Below are 21647 nucleotides of genomic sequence, written 5' to 3' on the forward strand. Positions count from 1 at the left end.
AGAGTCTTCGTTTAGGCGTCGTCCTTGGTCTCGAGTAGGCGGATGGGATGGCCTACAACGGCAAGCAGATCCTCGTCAGGTTGCCCGTTGATCGGCTCGTGGAACATCGTCAGCACTGTCTGTGCGTCTACGGTCACGCGTTAGCTTCATTTCGGAATCGAGCGGCTCGACGACCACGATTTGGGCCGGGATGCTGGACCCTTCCGGAGATGGCGAAATATTCCGACCGACACTGTGGAACGAGTCCGTGCCGGAAGGCCTGGAACGCTGCCGGGCAGCGGCAGCACGATGCGGTGATCGGTCGACAAAACGGGCCACCCATCGGTGCTTTCGAAGCGGCCGTTTAGTAGGTTCATCGCCGGCGAGCCGATGAATTCGGTAACGACCATCCTCTGCGGTGATGATAGAGATGTAGCGGCCGGCCGAGCTTTTCTATACGGCCCCCGCTCACAACCACAGTCTGATCGATCAGTCTATGGCTTCGATATCTGGTCGTGGTCACGTGACGAGGGTGGCGAGCCTGCGGTGCAAGCTCTTGATTTAGGCGCCCATGGGCACGCGCAGATTTTGCCTTCGGAGAGCGGTTCATCGGACAGGAAAACCTTCGGTCCGGCACGATCGACAGGTCCATCGCCACGCGGTGGGAGCGACCAGCGTCAGTGAGAAGGCCATGCTCTCGGCCACCGACATATACGGATAGAGCGCGGAGTTGTGGAACACCGTGGAGATGTCGCGCTACCTTGTGCGGCAGCTCGTTAACGCCCGCCCCCCATGCCCACCGTCCCGCGGGTCATGTTTTTCACACCAGGGATCATTGGCAGCGTCGATTTTCCGCACCCGTTGCGGCGGACGAGCACCACTTGCGTTCGGAAACGTCGGCCGAGACGCCAGGAAGCATCTCGAACGGACCATATGCCTCGTGGCCCTTGTCGATGGTGATGCTGGCCATCAAACCACGGCGAGCGCGTTCATGCACAGCAGGGGGTATGTCACCTTAAGGAAAGTTCGGGACAGCTGTCTTTCGCAAAAGAAAACTACGTCGGGCTGGATCGTGATCCGGGGACCTTTCGCCCAGGCTCTGACGAACCAGCCCGAAGAGTGGCTAACCGACAGCAGCCTCGGCGATGGCGACATCCTCTTCTGCAGTGCCGCCGCTGACGCCGACACCTGCATAAATTTTACCGTCCTCGTCGACCAGAGGGATACCTCCACCCATGGGGCAAAAGCGCCCGCCGCCGACCGTAGGCAACGCATACAGCGATTGCCCCGGCTGTACTAACGGCAGGATGTCCGCGGTGCGCAGGCGCACGAGGGCCGAGGTATACGCCTTGCGCTCGGAGATCTCGAGCGCGAAGACAGGCGCGCCGTTCATCCGGTGTTGGAGCACAAGATTGCCGTGAACGTCTATGATGCAGACTGCGACAGGGACATCGGCCTTTGTCGCCTCTGCCTCCACACGTTGGGCAACCGACTTCGCTTTGGTGAGCAGATCCATGGGGGATATCCTTATTTATGAGGGAGCGCCGTTACCATCGACAGCGGTCTACCGCGCCGGCAACTCGCCCAGGTGGAAAGCCAGCCGATTCTCGACGTCTCCCGGGGCCTGGAAGCCCTTTGCGGTCAGCGCTTTTATTCCTTCCTGAGCGGCGGGTCGGCCCAGCGAGGCTATGCAGGCTTCCCAGCCGGCGCCTAGCTCCACATCTGGCGTGAGACTGGTGTTGACCAAGCGCTTGGTTTGCCCGATCGCCCATTTGTCGAACCTGGAAATCCGAGTGGCGAGCGCGTCAACGTACGCATCGAGATCTGCGTCGGGCAGGGCTTTGTTCACGTAGCCATATGCCTCGGCCTGTTCTCCACGGATGTCCTCGGAGGTCAGCAGAACCTCCATGGCGCGATTGCGACCGATCAGGTGAGGCAGGCGGGCCATCGGTCCCCCGCCGGCGACCATACCCACGCCGACCTCCCACTGTGAAATGATGGCCTTTTCCTTGCTAGCGAAAGCCATGTCGCAGGCGAGGGTGATTTCGCTGCCGTTACCGGTAGCGCGACCTCTGATGAGGGCGATCGATGCCACCGGCGCGCGCGTCAGGCGCACAAGAAAATCCGGCCATGGCGGCAGACCTGTCGGCCCTGGCGGCAGCGCGAGCATATCCTCGATCCGCGCCTTGAAGTCTGAATGGTTGAGGAAGTATCCATCGACGCTACTGTCGAACACCACCACCCGAACGTGTTCGTCAGCCTCAATGGCGTCAATCAGATGTGTGAATTCTTGCACCATCTGTGGACCCATGACGTTGAGCGGGGCATTCTCGAACGTGACACGCCAATAGCTGGGCGTCCGGCGTGTCAGGCGAATCTGCGAGGTAGTTACCTTGGTGTCCACTGGAAGCTCCTTGGATGTTTACCTACTCTGTGCCTAGAAGATGAGGCATTGGCTGCTGGCCCGCGATTGGACGAACGTGTCGCCAAGACCATGGTGTCGGTCTGCCGGGGCAGGGCCTTTCCCTCGGTGATCAAACGGCACGCCCCAATCGCGCTGCAAACTTCTGGTCTGCAGATCCTCTGCGGGATAAGCGCTGCTTCAAGCGAACGCTTGGTCATCGCGCAAAAGAGGGATCTAGCGGGTGGCCAACCGAAGAGGCGATAGCGCCGGCCGGCGCGATTGTGAAATCGGTCTAATGCTCGCGGCCGACGGCAGCCGGCGGCGGATCAATCGCGCCGGCCCTGACGCGAGCAGGTTTCAGCGGCTTGGCACCGGCATCCTTGACGATTGTCAGGCCACGCGGAAAGAACCGGTTGTGATGCTGGCCGCGCCCGATGTTGATGATCGTGGCACCCTTCAGGTGCTTTTCCAGCATCGACAGCACGCGCCGAAGCACGGGCCCTTCAAACGCGTCCATCGCCTCGTCGATGATCACCCATTTCGGCTGTCGCAAGGCGAGCCTCGCCACACCCAGCAAGCGCTGTTCGTCATCGGCCAATTCATGATCCCATCGCCTGACCCGGTCGAGTGAGGACGCCAGCCGTTCAAGACCAATCTCGGCAAGCACCGCCGCGATATCGGTATCGCTTGCGGGCGCATGCCCATTCGCGTGATTAAGGACCCCGCGCAAGGTGCCCGCCGGCAAATAAGGCACACGCGGCACGAAGATGAGGGTTTCTCCACCCGGGAGCCCGATCTTTCCCCCGCCCCAGGGCCACAGGCCGGCAATGGCGCGGAAGAACAATGTCTTGCCGGCGCTCGGCTCGCCGGTGATCATGACGCGCTCGCCGGGCCGGATTTCGACATGCTTGTCGGTGAGCCTGATGCAGCCTTCTGGCGAGGCGACTTGGAGCTTCTCGAATGTCAGGCTGCCATTGGCGTTGTCGCCGAATTCGATGCGCCTTTCCTGATCGTGCAGCACATCCGTTTCATCGAGCGCGATGTGAAAGTCAGCGACGCGCATCAGCGTGGCGCGCCAGTCGGCGATGCTGCCGATGTTGTTGACGAACCAGCGCAAGGAGGAGTGAACCTGGTTGAACGCGCCGACCGCCATCATCAGCCCGCCAAAACTGATGTCACCAGCGAAATAGACCGGAGAGGCAACCAGGATCGGCGCCACGACGGTGATCCAGCCATAGGTATCGGTCACCCAGGACAGAGTGATCTGCGCGGTATAGATGCGGCGCATCGCGACCAGCACCGTGCCAAGGTCGATTTCGAGCCGCCGCTTGGCATCGGTTTCGCCATGGTAGAGCGCCATGGCATCGACATTCTCGTTGACGCGCACAATGGATGAGCGCAGCTCGGCTTCGCGGGTGTAGCGATCGCTGTTGAGCCGGATCAGCGGGCGCCCGACCAGCCAGCTCAGCCACGAGGCGATGCCGGCATAGATGAGCGCGGCCCACACCATGTAACCCGGTATCGCCAGCGAATAGCCGCCGACGTGGAAGACGAAGCCGGAAGACAATTGCCAAAGCACGCCGACGAAGGAAACGAGCAGGACGAACGACTGCAGCAGGCCGAAGCCAAGGTCGGTCGACAGGTCGGAAAGATGCGCGGCGTCCTGCTGCATACGCTGGTCGGGATTGACGCCGATAGCCCCGGCGTTGGCCAGCCTGAAGGCGCGCGCCGGGCGCATCCACTGGTCGATCAGGTCGAGCGTCAGCGCCTGGCGCAGCTTCAGCCGGAACATCTGGTTGAGCCAGGTCTGACCGATGTTGAGCACCAGCAGCCCGCCGGCAATCATCGCAAACACCATGAGCTGGTGCAGGAAGGCCGCCATGTCGCGGCGCGCCAGCGCATCGTAGAAGGGTTGGTTCCAGCTGTTGAGCAGCACCTGGCCTATCGATGTCGCGACGATGACGGCCATGATGACGACCGATGTCCACAGCAACCATTTGCGGACCGGCGAGCCGACCAGCGCCGCTCTGATTGTCGTCACCTGGTCGCGCAGACTGCTGGATTCCACGGCAACGGGCTGAACGGCCGCGTTTGTATCCGGTTCGTCAGCCATGGCCCTGTCCTTGCGTCAACAGCGTTGGTCAAACCAGATGAAGGGACTTGAAGGCATCCGGCGCTCCAACAGCCCGCGAATACACTCGCCGCAGAGAAACCGGGGACGCCGCGCAACCGCAGTTTTCATCATGATGACGTGGGCTTCATCGAGCGAGACGATACTGCGGCGCCTGATGCTTACCCCAAGCGTTATCGGCGACAGGTCTTCGTCACTTGGACATCGGTTTAACGACGCGTACACGATGCCGGTACTGACTGACACCGTCCATAGCACCTTGGTGTCGGCAAGCAGCTTCAGCGTCACCATTCAATGCGGTAGCTTTTCGGGGACACGGTTTGACGGTGAACGCGGCCAAATCCTCCTCGCGTCAATTCACACGTGAAGCCCAGAGTAAATGCATAGCGTCGCTGCGATCCCCCCACACCTTCGTCTGATTGGATCAGAACACGGCATTTCCTATGTCGTTTATCGAAACGACGCCGGAGCGCGGCCTATAGAGGGAAGTGAGAAAATGACGCAACAGTTGAGCAAGACAGCCGGTTCGGATCGCTTCCTTCGCACTCCGACAGATCTTGGTTCCGAGGCAACCCGCGACATCGCTGCCGGCCTCGCCGGTCTGCTTGCTGACGTGTTCGCCTTGTATCTTAAGACCAAGAATTTCCACTGGCACATCAGCGGTCCGAATTTCCGGGACTATCACCTGTTGCTCGACGAGCATGGCGACCAAATCTTCGCGATGACCGACGCGATCGCCGAGCGTGCGCGTAAGATCGGCGGAACCACGATCCGTTCGATCTCCGATATCGCGGGACGCCAGCGCATCCTCGACAACAACGCTGATTATGTTGATCCCCAGGGCATGCTCGCGGAGCTTCATGGCGACAACAAGCAGTTGGTGGCGGAGCTGCGTCGCGTGCACGAGCTGTGCGACAGCTATTCGGATGTTGCCACCGCGAGCTTGATCGAGGGATGGATCGACGAAAGCGAACGGCGCAGCTGGTTTCTCTACGAGATTTGCCGCGCCTGAGCGAAAAGTGGGCAAGGTGGCGGACGAGATCCTGCACGCCCGAGACAACCATCGGCAGGGATAGCGCATTCCGTTCCGCAGTCGGGCGGCGTCGATCCGTATCGACACTGCCGCGTGAAATTGGCTCGACTTCCGCCGACATTCCGATGGAACGCAGACCGCGATGCTGGCAGTTTCGTGTGCGGAAGCTAGGACGTGATCAGAGGGAAACACACACACGCAACCGATCCACGCGGGGTGAATTTCCACTGCGCAGAGCCGCCAATTTCCGCCGTCAGCGCGCGTATCAGCCGCCGCCCGCCTTCCTCTGGCCGATGATAGGCCGCGCATCCGTCGTCGCAGACAACACACCAGACGCTGTTGCCACTCCTGTTCAGTGAGACACGGATTGAACCATGTCTATCCCCCAGGCCGTGGCGTGCTGCGTTGCGGACCAACTCGGAGACAATCAGACCGACGCGCCAGCAGCGCGCGGCGTCGAGCCGGATTTCGTCCGTTGCCACGGTCAGCTGAATGCTCCGCTCGTCGAGGGAGGCGCGTGAAAGGCTGTGACACAGCTTCCCAACATGATCACCGAGGTCGATATATTCCTCAGTGATGGGCACGAGAAGCGATTGATGCGCCTCTGCCATCGTCAGCAGACGGTCCGCTGCGCGCCTTAACGCCGGCGCAGCCTCTCCCACGGAGGCTGCCAGCGACAGAATCGCGATGGCTTCGCCATATTCGTTGATCACCCGATGGCTGATCTCTTCTATAAGATGCGATGCCAGCGGCTGGCACGATGCGGATGATGGATTCGCGCGTCCTGTTAGCATGACCAGATCCTCCACTAACGCTGCCCCGCCTCGGGAACGCCGTTCGCGATGTTCCGGAAAAATCACAGCAGATCCCGCCGAAGCATTCTATTGAGCCAAGGTGTCGGCAATACTTTAGGAGATACGCCGCGAGGATCGGCGCCCCGCGTATTGGCGAGCAGTGCTCGTCCCCGTCAAATATTCTCGGCACTGTGGAGGCGCCACTCGCCTACAAAGGAGCGTAGATCGTCGTATGAATGCCGATACTAAAGTATATGCGACACCATTGGACGATGGCGCCTGACCATACTGCACGTACATTTCGTCTTGAACATGACGGGGCGCAGTCCAGTCGTCAGGGTTCAGTCTCGCTGAGGTCTGTCATGGAAACTGAACAGAAAGTGGTTGTCATCACCGGCGGGTCGCAAGGCATTGGCGCAGCGCTGGTCGAGGCCTATCTCGGCCGGAATTGCCGCGTCGTCGCTACCTCTCGATCTATCCAACCTTCCGACAGATCGGACTTGCTCACGATCGCGGGCGATATCGGCAACCCCGCGACAGGGCCAAGGGTGGTCGAGGAAACATTGCAGCGTTTCGGGCGGGTGGACACGCTGATAAACAACGCGGGAGTCTTCCTTGCCAGCAGTTTCACGAATTACTCGGCAGAGGATTATGCCCGCGCGGTTGCCACCAACCTGACCGGTTTCTTCTTCGCCACACAGGCCGTGATCGCCGCAATGGAACGTCGGGGTAGCGGCCATGTCGTCAACGTCACAACCAGCTTGGTGAAGCAGGCCAGTTCGAAGGTGCCATCGGTGCTTGCTTCGCTGACAAAGGGCGGAGTTGATGCAGCTACCCGCAGTCTCGCGATCGAATATGCCCGCAGCGGAATCCGGGTGAACGCCGTGTCTCCTGGCGTCATCAGGACGCCGATGCATGCCCCGGAGACCTACGAGAGGCTGGCGGCCTTGCATCCGCTGGGCCGCCTGGGTGAGATTTCCGACATCGTCGGCGCGGTCCTCTACCTGGAGGACGCGTCTTTCGTGACGGGGGAAACACTTCATGTCGACGGCGGCCAGAGCGCTGGCCACTGAGCCATTAGTCAAGGGAGGCTCTTCATGCCTATTGTTACCGTCCAGCTCACGCGCGAGGGCACCGAGCCCGGTGTGAACCATGTAACTGCGGAGCAGAAAGCAGCCATCTACAAAGGCATGAGCGAGGTGCTGCTCGACGTCCTCGGGAAGCCGCTGGAGTGGACCTGGGTCGTGTTTGAGGAAGTGGAGATGGAGAATTGGGGTTGGGGCGGGATGCCCGTCGCCGAATACCGCAAGTTGCTGGCCGCGAAGGGCGTTTGAGCCCTCATCGCGTTTCCCGAAAAGCATACTGGGGCTTCGGCCGAGACGGTTTCGTCTCCGACGTCGGCAGCCATGATGTGTGACACCGTCGAGGTGGAATTTCCTGTACGTCCCCGGCCCCGGCTGAGAAACGGATCGATACCCAAGGCCAACTTAAAACCCGTGTCGGCGAAGCCATACTAAAACCTGTCGGCGCGGGCCGTGGCGGCCCGCGAAGACCTCAAGAACTCTCTCAATAGGAGCCGCGGATGGCCGAAGTACGAGTTGAGGATCACATCTATACAATGCCCCCGCAGTATGGCTTTACCGTCGCACATTTTCTGACAGTCGCCGACATCGAACGCTCCGCACGATTTTATGAGATGGTCTTCGGAGGCCGCATCCTGAGCCTGGGCGATAGCAGTGGCGCGCCGGGATACATCCGGATCGCGAACACGTGGCTTATCGTCAACATCGGCGGCGGCCCCACACCTGACAAACCGTCGGTGACGCTCGGCGTTCCCCCAGATCCCGATTCGCTCAGCAGCTTCATGAACATCCGCGTTGCTGACATCCACGACTGCTATCGACGCTGGCAAGGCCGGGGCGCTGAGTTCATCACGGAGCCGATGGAAAAGTATGGGGAGACTCGCTGCTACATTCGCGATCCAGACGGCTACATCATCGAAGTGGGTCAGAGTAAGCCGCATGTCGTTTACGGTTAGTCCTGGAAGCACGCATACCTTCTCCTCGAGCCAGGCCTTGGTCTTGGCTAAGATGCTGAATGGCTCATCGCGGAAAATCGGACGGAGCGCCGTTCGGGAAATATTTTCGGTAGATCGCCTGGAACTTTTCGGTCTGCTTGAACTGCTTCAAAGCGATCGAGAAGGCGTCGATCAGAGCGGGCGAAACGCGCGCCTTGGTGAAGCAGACATATACATTTTGTTCCGCCACGCCACGGGACAAGATTGGCTCGATCTTTCCGGACAATCTCAATTTTGTAATCTCACTCATCCCGTAGACGAGGCTCGTGACCGCGTAATCGACACGGCTGGCTGCCAGCATGCGCAAGCTGGCGTCGGTGTCGTTTGTTGGGACCATGTTTTTATGCTCGCGCAAGAAATTCCACAGCTCGGGCGACACGGTCGGTTGTTCGGACACGCCGGGGATCGGTCTGCGGACGGCGACGGTGTGTCCAATGAGATCGTCAAGCGACGAAAACTTCAGCCTCCCGATGTCGGCCGTGCGCACGAACAAAACCCACCTATCCCGGATCAGCGGCTCGTTCGGAAAAGAGCAGAACCGCTGTCCCTCGGTGTGCAACGTGGCGAGCATTCCATCGCGCTCGCCGCGGACTACGCTCATCCAAGCACGCCTGGCGGGGAAGAATTCGAAGGAGACGTCCTGTCCCAAGCCGGCAAAGACCTGCCTGACGACTTCGACGCCGAATCCGGGCGCCTTGTCGCCGGCTATGCTCTCGAAGGGACCCAAAAAATCATCATTGACGAGCTGCAAACGCTTCGCCGCGGACGCTGGTTCGCCGAGCGTCCCGGCAACAGCGACAATTCCACACAGTACTCGCCTGAAGCCGGCCCATCTCGCCATTTGTGGGCGTCCCTTGCATTCCACATTCGCACCATAGTGTAGGAAGGCGAACTATGCGATGGTACTGGTCTCCATCTCGCGCGGCAGAGCAGTCATGCTAACATGAATTGTGCGAGCTTGTCGCCGCAAGGGTGTGTTTTGCAACCTGAATCGACATACGCCAGCACCGGCGGCGGCAAATCCGATCGCGGATCGCCGAAGCTGAGGCGCGGTGCGTCTGTTTGGCGCTTGTTGCCAGACCCTCTCCGCGGCATAGGGGGGCGCCTGCTTGTTCGCGTCCTAATCTTCAGCTCGGTGATCACGCTTCTTCTGACATTGGCGCAGCTTTACCTCGACTATCGCAGCGACGTCCAAGCAATAGATCAAAAGATGTCTGAGATTGACAGCAGCTACCGGCAAAGTCTCAGCGAAGGGCTCTGGGAGATGGACGGGCGCCAGCTCCAATTGCAGGTCGAGGGGATTCTCCGGTTGCCTAATATCCACTACGTCGAACTGCGAGAGACCACGGATCAAGCTGCCCCTCTCGTCGTAACCGCAGGTTCCCACCAACCCAATCCACCCGAGCGGCACGAACTCAAGATTTATTATTCCAAAGGCGACGCCAGGCAGTTGATTGGCATCCTCGCGGTCGAAGCCACGTACGATGAAATCTATCGCCAGCTTCTCAACACCGCGGCGACGATCATGGTCGCTCAGGCGATAAAGACGTTCATGGTTTCCTTTTTCATCCTCCTTACGGTCCACCGGCTGGTCACACGTCACATCACGGCGATAGGAACCTCGCTCAGGGGATATGATCTTCGTGGTTCGCAAGAACCGCTTCGACTCCAGCGGCGGCCGTCTGGGCCAAGCGATGAGCTTGACTTTCTCGTTGGGGCATTCAACCAGATGTGGACGGGGCTGCAGCAAGCGTATGACGACCTGCAGCTTCAGGTTGGATTGCTGCAGCGACTTCCGGTATCCGCCTGGACGCTCAAGCCCGATGGGACACCGGATTTCGTGAACCAAGTCTGGCTCGAATTTGCGGGCCAGACCCTCGACTTCGCGCGGTCGCATCCCGAGGCCTGGATGACTGCGATCCACCCCGATGATCGGGCGATGGCGGTCAAGAGCTTTTGGGAGGGGGTTCATTCGGGGCAGGATTTCGCAATGGAAACCCGATCTCTGCGCGCTCGGGACGGGGCATATCGTTGGCATCTCCAACAAGCCGTGGTCTTGCGCGATCCCGAGGGCAAACTCCTCAGATTCGTCGGTACGACGACCGACATCGACGACCTGAAGCGGGCCGAAGAAGCCTTGCGCCAAGCGCAGGGCGATCTTGCTCGCATTAATCGGGTGACAACCATGGGAGAGCTGGCAGCATCCCTTGCGCATGAAGTCACTCAACCGATCACCGGTGCGCTCACCAATGCCACCGTCTGCCTGCGAGGACTCGATCGAGACCAACCCGATTACGATCAACTGCGCACGGCCGTCAACAGAATGGTAAGAGATGCACAACGTGCCGCCGACATTCTGAAACGAATACGCTCACAGTTCGAAAGGGGCAGCCTGGATCGTGAGGTTCTCGATCTAAACGAGATCAATCGAGGAACCGTGGCCCTATTGCGCGACCAGGCGGCGCGATACAAGATATCGGTACGAACGGAGCTGGCGACCGATCTTCCTCAGATCGCTGGAGATCGCGTGCAATTGCAGCAGGTCGCAATGAACCTGATCGTCAACAGCATCGAAGCGATGAAGAACGTCGATGGGGTAAGAGAGATCGTCGTCAAGTCGCAGCGCGTCGACAACCACATACTTGTTTCTGTCAGCGATACCGGCCCAGGGTTCCCCCAGGACCTCGCGGAACAGATATTCGATCCGTTCTTTACAACAAAGCCAGACGGAACGGGCATGGGCCTTCGGGTAGCCCGTTCAATCATCGAGTCGCATGGTGGGCGCATGTGGGCGATCGGTTCCCACGGGCGCGGTGCAACCTTTCACCTAAGCCTACCCTTCGCGATTTCAGGTCAATGATTAGCCAGCCGGTGTGCAGCGGTTGGAAATGGGTCCGCTTTTTTCCCAAGCTCATTATCATTAGCGTCGGAGGCGGTCTCGCGTCGGGATGCTCGAAGCCGAGTGTTCACGACAGAACAAACGAGGCGTAGTGTATTGGTCTGCACATCCGAGCCGGCGCACACCTTGGCTTTCAAATCCAGCCGCAATAGACCTCGGTTGTTTACGAGCCATGTGCTGGACCGACAAACCTCGGCGTTCCGTGGCGTAGTAGCGACGGATAGGGCCGGATATAAATCGGATGATGGACAGGACAAATAGTTAAGTAAAACAAGATATTTACGGGATAGCTGCGCGCGCTTCTGGAGGAGGTCGGGGTGTCTGGATCCGCTGTGGCGCAACCTTGATCCAAGCATCTATGGGGTTCGAGTCGCTAGACCGCTACATCGCAACACCCACTATCGAAGAGGCGTTCTTCTGCTATCGGAGGCACGCCCGACGCGGCCAAGCAGAGGTCTGAGCCGACTGGCAAGAACAGTAAGCCCGCTGCCTTTCATGGCGGCGGGTTTTTTTGTGGCGGTTTATTTCAAAGACTTGAGTAGGTCGTCGATCGGGAAGGGGGTTTTGGGTGGGGGCTGCCGAGATGCGGATGCATCGTCCGTAGGTGGCAACACTTGTACAGGCTCGTGAAAGCGATCGGGAATGTCGCCTTCATTGGAAAGCCGCTCTTGCAACTTCTTTGGCGCATCGGCCGGTTCAGCTGCCATAATGGATAGCTGAGCCCATGCTTGAAGGGCTTCTTGGAAAGTTTCCTCTGCGCCACTCCCCTTCTCCAGCGTCATCAAGGCCCGCCTTCCGGATTTATAAACTATGGGTATGTCGAACCATTGCTGGCTACGTAGCAAAGTAAGGTTGGCGTCCTCGTCCGCCTTGGCGTCATTGAGCGCGACAAGAAAGAAGCCGTCCGAGATCTTGGCCGGAATGCCGATTAGCGGGCTGCCAGCATCCTGCTCGGAGCTTTTCATGGCGACGCGCAAAATGTTGTCGACACCGCCGCCTTCAAACCCGTCAGGAGTCAGGAAGATCATCTCGACTATGTGGCTTGCCGGCAGCGTCTTGTCCGTGTTGCGGCGGAAGGTCATGCGAAGCCGGAAATTTTTGCCCGGAATGGTCGCCTCCGCGCGGATCGCCGGCTCCCGAGGCAGATCACCACCAGGCGACTCCTGCACAAGCGACCAGATGACGTTCCCCGGGTCTGCCGAACCCTGTTTGGTGGCGGTGCGCTCTTCATAGAAAATTGCTTTCCCAACGCTCGTTGCGGAAATTGAAGGCGGGTCGGTTCTGCTGAAGGTAGATATACCTGGAGCAAGTTTGACCTCCGGAGATGGCACAGGAGCGGGAAAGTCTTTCACGGGCGGCCCTGGGGACTCTTGACGAGAGAAGTAGAATTCGCCAGTGATTGAACTACTATCCCAAGGGACCTGTGCTGATCCGGTTGCCTTGATTACATTTCGCCTTACCATTTTGAAAACCGACTCGAGGGAAAGCCCAGGAACCGTAATGGCTTCGGCCAACGCCTGACTGTAAGGGCTGTTGCCTCCCTCCTCTCCATCCTGAGCAATCCTACCCGGGGACGTCGAGTATGCGATATATGTTCCTGCCGGCGCCTCAACGGGCGCAAGTCCTCTGCTGAGCGAGCGAAACGAGCTAGCAAACGGATTGCTGCGGCATGCATCTAGAATGACAATGTTTATGCCGGCCTTGGAGTCATTCATCGTCTGCAGAAAGCTGTTTACACGTACAGCCTCGATATCGATCTCGTCTTCGTCATCCAAAGCGGCGTCCACCGGTATGAGATAGTTTTCGCCTTGGGCTTGGACACCGTGACCAGCGTAGTAAACGAGACCGACATCCACATTGTCCCGGCGAAGAGCTTTGCCGAAGGCGATCAAAGATCGCTTCATTTGCAGCTGATTTGCGTCCAGAACCAATTCCACCGAGAATCCAACTTGCTCAAGACTCTTGGCAATCAATGTTGCATCCGCATTCGGATTCTTGAGTGGTTGAACAAACTGATAGGCCGAATTGCCAATCACAAGCGCCAAACGCCTTTCACCATGCGCCGAGGTGGGCACACGGTTGATTGGAACGGCAGACCGACTTGCATCGCTTTCTGCCAGCACTTCTCCAGCCGAAAGTGTCCATGCGAGAATGATCAGCAGAATTGACGATCGGCCGATTATGAACAATCTACGCATCGCGGTGTTACCCAGCCCCGCTGAGATTAGCAGCTTTACACTGCGACAGATATATGGCCGATCGTAATCGAGGCGTTTTGCGCCGTTGAGCACGGGTTGGATACGTCAACTGCAATCCAAATCACCTTATTTGGTCTGGCATGGATCACTGCAAGCTTTCGCGTTCATATTCCCTCAAGGCTTCATTGAAGCGTTCGTTGAAGTCGTCGGGGAGATCGAAGGGAACCGTCCAATGAATAATTAGAGGCTTCTCGGCTGTTCCTCCATGATCGGTGGCAATCATTGCCACCATCTCATCAAGCTTCTCGGGGATCTCAGCTAACTTAGCCGCATTGCGTCCAACCGCGTTTGTCAGAACCGTTCGTATGGCTTCGCCTTCCTCGGGAATGTGCGCGAAGTACATAGACTCCTCGAAATCGACGATCACGGCCAAGGCATCTCGGATCAAGATGCAGACGTCGTGCATCTCTTCGATATCGGCGGGTTGCCCTGGTGCTCCCCAACTTGCGGTCAGCCGGTCCAAAAGGGCGGCGAGCGGGCTGATCAGCTTCGACATTACGTGGGTGCGTTCCGCAATCCAGTTAGGGAACTGGTCGCGTTGGATGCGAGACTGCGGGATATAATAGTGACCGGCCAGGAGGTTTCTAAGGCGCTTGAACTGCGGCTTGTTCAAATGCCTCATAAGTTCCGCGACAAAACGCCATTCCCATCCATCAGGTTTGTCGATGACAATGCGTTGAATGATTGGAGGATATCGCGAAAGAAAATCGAGGGACGCCATCTCCGTTTCGTGTCGAATGCGATCTCCGCGCGTCCCCAGCTCAAGGGCGACACGGTCCTCATGGTCTTTCCGCCAAGCATAGAGTAGTTCCGTAGGATACTTGGTCGCGTCCCGATCAATCTGCCCATGGCAATTTCGACAGAGCCAGATGCCATTCGTGATTGCCGAGCGCGTCGTGTCTGACATCCCTGCCTCGTAGCGCACGGCCCCTGGCTGTGCGCCCATGATATGCGCAGCCTCGCCAATGGTTGTCGCTTTCGCGGGATCACTATTTGGACCAACAGTCTGAGCCCCACAATCAGGATTCGAGCACTGGAAGCGTGCTCGTTTCGCAAGCGTGTCAATTGTTGATTTGGAGAAATCTGGAACCGTCATGATCGTTAAATATACAGCCACGATCTCGAACGCCATGTCCTTTTCAGACTCAAGCGGACAGGTCCCCCAACTCCACATCGGCGACGGAAGGTGCCAATCGGCTTAGGTCAAATCGAGACCATCGCGGTTTTAGAGCCCGGGAGCGACTGCCGGCGCGAGGCGAGCGGCGCTGCGATATTTGAGGTCTCCGCGCCGCTCGCAGTGGCCAACCAGCGCTATGTTTCGTGGCTGTTTACTCTTCACTGCATTCCGCATTGAACGCCTCCTTTCCCTTCGCGGCCCAAAGGCTCCGTGCATGCCCGCCCTCAGGGCTCCGCAACTTGTCGGCCATCCAAAGCAGAGCGCCGTAGATGGTAGTGCGATCGTCATTGGTCAGCTCGACGATGCCTGCCTTGACGACGAGACCGCCGAGTTCGATTAGATGTCGGGTGCGCTGGCGTCGCTCGACCTGCCATGTGCGCATGTCATGCCGAGCCAGTGCCGCCTGCCGGCGATTGTGGGCTGCCCGGTTGCGCTGGAGCGCCGCGAGGGTTGCGCTGAGATGCCGGAGCAGTTCGCCGTGAGCCGCTCTCGAAAAACATCACGCCACGCTTGGCCCATGCCTCACGCTTTGAGATGTCTTTCGTCTCGGCAATTGCGACCAGTGCGCCGGCCAGTTCGTCGGGGCTCAATTGATCGGCGCCGGCGGCGATCACCAGCTCGCCAAGCTGCTGCACCTTTCGCGTTTTGAGTTCCCGAGCTTTGTCTTCCAGTGCTTTCAGTTCGGCGTCAAAATCCCGCGGTTTACGCATGGCTGTCTCCATCGATTGTCGATGTCGCGATGATAGGGGAGAGCTCGCCGGAAGGCTTCAGGGTTGCCGAGACAGCCCGGGACGGGCTGGTCCATCCCGAGAATTTTTCGAGGGAGGGCGCGCTTATACGTCGTGCCGACGTGCGCTTTGACGTGCAAATGATCTGGTCGCGATGGCGATCTATCATCTTCACGTCAAGGTCATTGGCCGCAAGGCCGGGAGCAGCGCCGTGGCGTCTGCCGCCTACCGCTCGGCTTCGCGTTTACGCGACGAGCGGATCGAACGCAGCCATGATTTTTCCAGCAAGCGCGGTGTCGTTCATTCCGAGGTGATGTTGCCTGAGGATGCACCGGAGGTCTGGCGCGACCGTGAGAGGCTTTGGAACGATGTCGAGGCGTTCGAGGTGCGCAAGGATGCCCAGCTTGCCCGCGAGGTCGAGTTTGCGCTCCCGCGTGAACTCAGCCAGGCGCAAGGCATCGAACTGGCGCGCGACTTTGTACAAGTCGAGTTTGTCAGCCGGGGCATGGTCGCCGATCTCAATGTGCATTGGGACAGGGCCGAAGATGGCAGTCCAAAACCGCATGCCCATGTCATGCTCACCATGCGGTCCGCCGATGAGAACGGTTTCGGGTCAAAGGTTCGAGACTGGAATGCTACCCAGCTGGTTGAGCGCTGGCGCGAGCGATGGGCGGAACTGGCCAATGAACGCCTGGCCGAACTCGACATCGACGCCCGCATCGATCATCGCAGTCTGGAAGCGCAGGGCATTTCACTGGAGCCGCAAACGCAGATTGGTGCACCGGCTCAACGCATCGAGGGCAGTGGCCTTGACGCTGGCGGCATTGAAGCAGATCGCGCCGAACTGCATCGCGAGATCGCGCGCAACAATGGTGCGCGCATCATTGCGGATCCTCACCTGGCGCTCGACGCCATCACGCATCAGCAGTCGACGTTCACCCGAAAAGACATGGCGAAGTTCTCGCACCGCCACAGCGATGGAATGGAGCAGTTCAACGCGGTGGTAGCAGCCATCAGCAGCGCACCCGATCTGGTCGAACTCGGCAAGGACGGACGCGGCGAAGACCGGTTCACCACAAGGCAGATGATCGAGACCGAACAGCGCCTTCACCGCGCGGCAGAGCGTATCGATTTGGACGAGCGACACACGGTGAGTGACGAACATCGCGGGGTAGCTCTGGCGCTGACAGCGCAACGCGGCCTTGTCCTCTCAGGCGAGCAGGTCGATGCACTGGATCACATCACCGATGGTCGCGGTCTTGGTGTCATTGTCGGCTTTGCCGGAACGGGCAAGAGCGCCATGCTGGGCGTCGCGCGCCAGGCATGGGCAGCGGCGGGTTACGAGGTCCGAGGCGCCGCACTCTCCGGCATTGCCGCCGAGAATCTGGAAGGCGGATCAGGCATCCCGTCACGCACCATCGCCAGCATGGAGCATAGCTGGGGACAGGGCAGGGATCTGCTCACCACGCGCGATGTCCTGGTGATCGATGAGGCCGGCATGGTCGGCACGCGCCAGTTGGAGCGCGTGCTTTCCCATGCCGCCAACGTTGGCGCAAAAGTCGTCCTCGTCGGCGATCCGCAGCAGTTGCAGGCGATCGAAGCCGGTGCTGCATTCCGATCGATTCACGAGCGACACGGCGGCGTCGAAATCGGCCAGGTGCGCCGGCAGCGCCAGGACTGGCAGCGTGATGCCACGCGCGATCTGGCAACCGGCAGGATCAATGCTGCGATCAGCGCCTACGATGCGCAAGGCATGGTGCATCAGGCCGCGACGCGCGACGACGCGCGAGGTGAACTCGTCGAGCGCTGGGATCGCGACAGGCAGGCGCATCCAGCGGCAAGCCGGATCATCCTCACCCACACAAACGACGAGGTGCGCGCCCTCAACCAGGCTGCGCGCGAGCGCATGCGCTCCGCCGGCGATCTCGGCGACGATGTTCAGGTCCATGTCGAACGCGGCCCAAGGACCTTCGCCAGCGGCGACCGGGTCATGTTCCTGCGCAACGAGCGGGGGCTCGGCGTAAAGAACGGCACGCTGGGAATCGTGGAGGAAGTCAGCACACGAAGCATGACCGTGCGCACCGATGACGACAGATCGGTTCTCTTCGACCTGAAAGACTACGCACACGTTGACCACGGTTACGCCGCGACCATTCACAAAGCTCAGGGCATGACCGTCGACCGGACCCATGTGCTCGCAACGCCGGGCATGGATGCGCATGGCAGCTACGTCGCCCTGTCGCGGCATCGAGACGGGATGGATCTGCATTATGGCGGCGATGACTTCGCGACCCGTGAGCGGCTCGTCCGCACCCTGTCACGCGACCGCGCCAAGGACATGGCGTCGGATTACGAGCAGGTAGACCCGGCGCAGAGCTATGCCGAGCGGCGGGGCATCACGTTCCGACAGCGCGTGGTCGAGATCGTGCGCCGCATCGTTCCTGAGAAGCTGCGCGACAGGATCGGCGGACTACTGGACGGGTTGCGCTCGCCCGCAGACGGCGAGCCCACGCAGGAACGTGGACCTGGGCCGGGAAGGGAAAATGTCGGTGTGCGGATCGGAGATGAAGTCCGGACGCCGGAAAGAGATCCTTCTGCCATTGGAGTGCCGCGCGACAGGGATATGCCGGTGGACCCGGAAGCGGCGTTGCGCAGCGCTCGCACGAAAGCGCTTGTTCGTCACGCGCGCGCTATCGACGCGATCCTCAGCACTGGAAACGCGGATGGCCAGGGCAGTCTGGAGCAGATGCAAGAACTGAAGGATGCCCGCAGCGCTTTCGAGAAGGTGCGGCCCTATGGCTGGCGCGATGCCGAAGCGGCCTATGTGAAAAATCCGGAACTTGTTCGCGAAGTGAGCGCCGGCCGCGTCAGCCGCATAGTGCTTGCTCTCCAGCTTGAGACGGAAATCCGCACCGGACTGGACAACGATCCCGGCCGCCGTGCCGACCGTTTCGTGGAACGTTGGCAAAAGCTCGACCGTACGGGACAGGAGCAATATCAGGCCGGCGACATGTCCGGCTACAAGTTAACGCGCACGGCAATGTCCGAGATGGCCAAGAGCCTTGAACGCGACCCTCAACTTGAATCCCTACTGGCAAACCGCAAACATGAGCTTGGCATCAACGTGGATTCGGGTCGTCGCTTGGGCGCGGAACTGGCCTTCAGCCATGGCATCGGTAAGGGGCGGGGCCTTGGGATTTGAGACCCCTCCGATTTGCCGCCGTTTCCACTCCGCAGGCGGCTGAGGCGACAAACCTGATTGCCTGCGGCATGGGTTCGTCCTTCCTGTCCCAGCAGAAATCAGCAAGAACCAGTGAGGCGCAGGCAAGCTATGCAAGAGCCGGATCGTATCATACGCCTCAAAACCGTCCTTGCCCGGACCGGCCTGTCCCGTTCAACCATCTATCGCAAGATCGCCGAAGGCACGTTCCCGGCCCAGATCAAGATCAGCGTCAGTGGCGCCGGTTGGCGTGAATCCGATGTCAATCGATGGGTTAACGATCCAGTTTCATGGCGAGCAGGGCGTTAGCTCTGATTGCGAGACAAACGAACGCCAGCGCCGCCGCTGTTCTCTGCGATGAACTTTATTCCCGCTGCTTCGTCGGTCAGGGCCGCCGCAATCTGACGCCCGGATGATTGCCGTTAGTGAATTCCACACCCTCTGCCTCAAGAACGACACGGATTTTGTCCTGGGTTTCAGCAGAGACTGCAGCGACGCGCTCACTGTCGCTCTCACATCGTTTTACAGTAGGAATTGAGACGCCGGCCCGCTTGGCAAGCTCCGATTGCGATAGGCTGATCAAAGCTCGGGCCGCCCGCATTTGTGCTGCTGTCACCAATTTCTATTGATCCCTTTAGATCATTGCGCTATGATCCAAAGGTATCAGTGGATACCCTTGGCCGGTTGTCGAGGGTGCGGCTAGACGCAGTGTTGACGCACCGTGCCTAGCCTGACCACGGCCAAAGCTGTCTGGAGCTCGGATCATGGCTGATTCCGACAATACCACGACTTTGCCTTTCGTCATCGACCGGCAAGGCGATAAGCCGAAGGGGCCCGAACGGCAAGCAGTAGACCCAGCTTTGGGCCTCTGGAGCGAGTGGCGACAAGCTCGATATGCCTCATCGCTATTGTGTCGGGTGCAGCAACGTTTGGAGGCACGAATGATGGCCAATACCGGAATTCCGGCATTGACCTCAGGCAAGTCCTCGTCTTGGCGGATGTCGGTGGCCGCGCCGGAGGCGAGCGCCGAATATGCGGTGGCTCGCGAGGCAGAGGTCTTTGCGATGACCGAGGCACTCAAATTTCAAGATGCTATCCCCAGTGTTGCTGCTCTGTCGCTCGCTGGGATCATCGCGAAACTGGACATGATTGTTGGTGCCGACCGGGACATCGGCGATCCGACGGATTTTCCATGGCCGCACATTGCGTCCGTATTGCGCGACCTCAAGGCACGTGCGGGCGATCTGCCAGCCTATCGATCGGGCCGCACCGCTACCCGTGCTGACGTGGAGAGATATTGGAACGAAGCCATCAAGCTCGTGACGGCGCTTTCGTACGAGGAATCCCAGCGGAATGGTCCTGTTTTGTGAACCTCCCGTAGCTGCATATGACGCGGGCCTCCAGGCTACGGCATCACTCCCCGAGAATGCTGCGGATTGGAGCAGGTGGGAAAAAGCTCGGCCACGTCGAGCAACGAGCTCGTAGTATACGCTGTGGCGAAATCACCACGCCGTCCAACCTCGTCATGTGGGCGCATGACCGATGCGCACGCTGAGGCATGCCATTGCACGATTGATGGGGCGCGTCTCTTTGCACGTCGCAGGTCTTCGCGATGCTAGCTTTCGTGAAGCCGAACGGCCGATCGACTTTGGCAGCAGCATCGTGGTGCCGCCTTCACCCTGGCCGCTGGGCTCATGATCTCGTGGTCGCCTGGCACGTGAGCTGCAGCGGTATTGATCAACTTCTGCAGAGTGCGCCGTGTCAGCATCCAGGGGCGATGAAATACTTCGACCGCAACCTAAGCCTAAGAACGCGTACTCCCGCCAACTATGCAGCCTTCGCCGCGTGGATAGTGTGGAGCATTTCCGGCTTGAGGTGCGTATAGCGCCGCAACATCTTCCAGTCCTTGTGCCCCGTGACCAGCGCTACCTGTTCGATTGTGAACCCAGCTTCAAAAAGGCGGCTCGTTCCTTCGTGCCGCAAGTCGTGAAAATGAAGGTCGTGGATGCTCAGGTCAGCGCACCCTCGACGGAAGGCGGTCCCGACTGACCTATGATTGAATGGGAAAATTCGATCATCGTCATTGCTTCGCTTTGCCCGCTGCTCCTCAACAATGGCCCACGCATCGTATCCAGTTGCCGCAAATAGCGGTATGCGCTGATTGTTGCCCTTTTTGTTGCGTGGGTCTTTCCGGTCGCGGATGAGAAGCATCCGCGTTCGAGACTCCAGATCGGACCAACGCGCCTTGCAAATTTCCTCCTGACGCATCGCGGTTGCAACGGCGAAACGTATGATCCGGCCAACCGGCGTTTTCTGAAGAGGGTTTGATTCGAAGTGTGCGATGAGCCTGTCGAGTTCATCCTGGGTGGGCCGCCTGTCGCGCTCACACCCCTTGCCGACAAGACCGAGGCGCTTAAGTGCCATACGCGCGAAATCTACGGGTTCGACCTTCACCGGTAGACCGTGGACGGCCGCAGCATGAGACAGGACAAGTTTTATGAAGCCGATGTCTATGCCTAGCGTCATCGGTCCAGCGCCTTGGGCGGCCCGATCACGACCGAAGCGAATGAGCCGTTCTCGATCGAGTGCAGAAATGTTGCATTTGCCAAGATGCCTTTGCAGCATATCGAGGGCCGCGGCCTTGGAGCGGCGAGGGGACTTGCCTACATCGCACATGTCGTCGATATGAAGGTCGATGAGTTCGCCGAAGGTCTTCAGGCGCGCTACACGGGACTTGGTCGGCGTCTCACCGCGATCGACCTGGCGCTCGGTTTCGGTTGCCCATCGCCGTGCGTCGTCCCGGCGCAGGAAGGTCTCGCTGACGTAGCGACCCTTGCGACGGACTTGGACACGCCAGGAACCGGACGAGAGCTTTGTGTAGGTGGCCATTTTTTCGTGTGCGCTCCGTGTGCACTGAGAGATCGAAACGTGGCGAAAAGGGTCGTAT

Annotated in this window: 20 protein-coding genes; 8 read left to right on the forward strand and 12 right to left on the reverse strand. The window is 59.4% G+C overall.

Annotation, left to right across the window (positions count from 1 at the left end; translation table 11 throughout):
- Positions 1-11: 11 nt before the first annotated feature.
- The 5 genes from MESOP_RS36600 to MESOP_RS21885 form a co-directional block, all read right to left on the reverse strand.
- Positions 12-137, reverse strand: coding sequence for a hypothetical protein (locus MESOP_RS36600; RefSeq protein WP_280739547.1), 126 nt, complete (start codon positions 135-137; stop codon positions 12-14).
- Positions 138-1102: 965 nt separating this feature from the next.
- Positions 1103-1495, reverse strand: a complete 393-nt coding sequence (locus MESOP_RS21870; protein WP_013895523.1) for a GlcG/HbpS family heme-binding protein — start codon at positions 1493-1495, stop codon at positions 1103-1105.
- 48 nt (positions 1496-1543) lie between these two features.
- Positions 1544-2383: an enoyl-CoA hydratase/isomerase family protein gene (locus MESOP_RS21875; RefSeq protein WP_013895524.1), complete on the reverse strand. Its 840-nt coding sequence runs from the start codon at positions 2381-2383 to the stop codon at positions 1544-1546.
- A 292-nt stretch (positions 2384-2675) separates the two neighbouring features.
- Complete coding sequence (locus MESOP_RS21880; RefSeq protein WP_013895525.1) at positions 2676-4496, reverse strand: ABC transporter ATP-binding protein/permease; 1821 nt, start codon at positions 4494-4496, stop codon at positions 2676-2678.
- A 15-nt stretch (positions 4497-4511) separates the two neighbouring features.
- Entirely contained in the window at positions 4512-4805 is a 294-nt protein-coding gene (locus tag MESOP_RS21885) for a hypothetical protein (protein WP_041164221.1), read from the reverse strand.
- Positions 4806-5010: 205 nt separating this feature from the next.
- Between MESOP_RS21885 and MESOP_RS21890 the strand changes: the two genes are divergently transcribed.
- Entirely contained in the window at positions 5011-5526 is a 516-nt protein-coding gene (locus tag MESOP_RS21890) for a Dps family protein (protein WP_013895526.1), read from the forward strand.
- A gap of 188 nt (positions 5527-5714) precedes the next feature.
- Here the strand turns inward: MESOP_RS21890 and MESOP_RS21895 are convergent, their stop codons facing one another.
- Positions 5715-6341, reverse strand: coding sequence for a sensor histidine kinase (locus MESOP_RS21895; protein ID WP_013895527.1), 627 nt, complete (start codon positions 6339-6341; stop codon positions 5715-5717).
- A 362-nt stretch (positions 6342-6703) separates the two neighbouring features.
- Here MESOP_RS21895 and MESOP_RS21900 point away from each other — a divergent pair, with 362 nt between their 5' ends.
- The 3 genes from MESOP_RS21900 to MESOP_RS21910 all read left to right on the forward strand — a co-directional run bounded on the left by MESOP_RS21900 (position 6704) and on the right by MESOP_RS21910 (position 8379).
- Positions 6704-7414, forward strand: coding sequence for an SDR family NAD(P)-dependent oxidoreductase (locus tag MESOP_RS21900; protein ID WP_013895528.1), 711 nt, complete (start codon positions 6704-6706; stop codon positions 7412-7414).
- Positions 7415-7438: 24 nt separating this feature from the next.
- Positions 7439-7675 carry a tautomerase family protein gene (locus tag MESOP_RS21905; protein WP_013895529.1) on the forward strand — a complete coding sequence of 79 codons (237 nt, stop codon included), beginning with the start codon at positions 7439-7441 and terminating at the stop codon, positions 7673-7675.
- Positions 7676-7923: 248 nt separating this feature from the next.
- A complete protein-coding gene (locus MESOP_RS21910; protein ID WP_013895530.1) occupies positions 7924-8379 on the forward strand; it encodes a VOC family protein in 456 nt (151 codons plus the stop codon).
- A gap of 64 nt (positions 8380-8443) precedes the next feature.
- Here the strand turns inward: MESOP_RS21910 and MESOP_RS21915 are convergent, their stop codons facing one another.
- Positions 8444-9259 (reverse strand): substrate-binding periplasmic protein, encoded by an 816-nt coding sequence (locus MESOP_RS21915; RefSeq protein WP_013895531.1) that lies wholly within the window; start codon positions 9257-9259, stop codon positions 8444-8446.
- Between the two features lie 294 nt (positions 9260-9553).
- Between MESOP_RS21915 and MESOP_RS33050 the strand changes: the two genes are divergently transcribed.
- Complete coding sequence (locus tag MESOP_RS33050; protein WP_167313572.1) at positions 9554-11278, forward strand: sensor histidine kinase; 1725 nt, start codon at positions 9554-9556, stop codon at positions 11276-11278.
- A gap of 560 nt (positions 11279-11838) precedes the next feature.
- On the opposite strand, the gene MESOP_RS33945 is transcribed toward MESOP_RS33050, so the two are convergent.
- The 4 genes from MESOP_RS33945 to MESOP_RS21940 form a co-directional block, all read right to left on the reverse strand.
- Complete coding sequence (locus MESOP_RS33945; protein WP_013895533.1) at positions 11839-13515, reverse strand: caspase family protein; 1677 nt, start codon at positions 13513-13515, stop codon at positions 11839-11841.
- 145 nt (positions 13516-13660) lie between these two features.
- A complete protein-coding gene (locus MESOP_RS33055; protein WP_150111222.1) occupies positions 13661-14707 on the reverse strand; it encodes a hypothetical protein in 1047 nt (348 codons plus the stop codon).
- A 196-nt stretch (positions 14708-14903) separates the two neighbouring features.
- The gene (locus MESOP_RS21935; RefSeq protein ID WP_013895535.1) at positions 14904-15134 is read right to left on the reverse strand and encodes a conjugal transfer protein TraD; all 231 of its coding nucleotides are present in this window, start codon (positions 15132-15134) and stop codon (positions 14904-14906) included.
- 1 nt (position 15135) lies between these two features.
- Positions 15136-15462, reverse strand: coding sequence for a conjugal transfer protein TraD (locus tag MESOP_RS21940; protein WP_013895536.1), 327 nt, complete (start codon positions 15460-15462; stop codon positions 15136-15138).
- Between the two features lie 172 nt (positions 15463-15634).
- Between MESOP_RS21940 and traA the strand changes: the two genes are divergently transcribed.
- From traA to MESOP_RS21955, 3 genes are all read left to right on the forward strand, one after another.
- Entirely contained in the window at positions 15635-18682 is a 3048-nt protein-coding gene (gene traA, locus MESOP_RS21945) for a Ti-type conjugative transfer relaxase TraA (RefSeq protein WP_013895537.1), read from the forward strand.
- Positions 18683-18811: 129 nt separating this feature from the next.
- Positions 18812-19009 (forward strand): helix-turn-helix transcriptional regulator, encoded by a 198-nt coding sequence (locus tag MESOP_RS21950; protein WP_013895538.1) that lies wholly within the window; start codon positions 18812-18814, stop codon positions 19007-19009.
- 455 nt (positions 19010-19464) lie between these two features.
- The gene (locus MESOP_RS21955) at positions 19465-20070 is read left to right on the forward strand and encodes a hypothetical protein (protein WP_245264935.1); all 606 of its coding nucleotides are present in this window, start codon (positions 19465-19467) and stop codon (positions 20068-20070) included.
- A 457-nt stretch (positions 20071-20527) separates the two neighbouring features.
- On the opposite strand, the gene MESOP_RS21960 is transcribed toward MESOP_RS21955, so the two are convergent.
- Positions 20528-21589 (reverse strand): tyrosine-type recombinase/integrase, encoded by a 1062-nt coding sequence (locus MESOP_RS21960; protein ID WP_013895541.1) that lies wholly within the window; start codon positions 21587-21589, stop codon positions 20528-20530.
- Between the last annotated feature and the right edge of the window lie 58 nt (positions 21590-21647).

This window comes from Mesorhizobium opportunistum WSM2075 (assembly GCF_000176035.2).
Taxonomy (GTDB): Bacteria; Pseudomonadota; Alphaproteobacteria; order Rhizobiales; family Rhizobiaceae; genus Mesorhizobium; species Mesorhizobium opportunistum.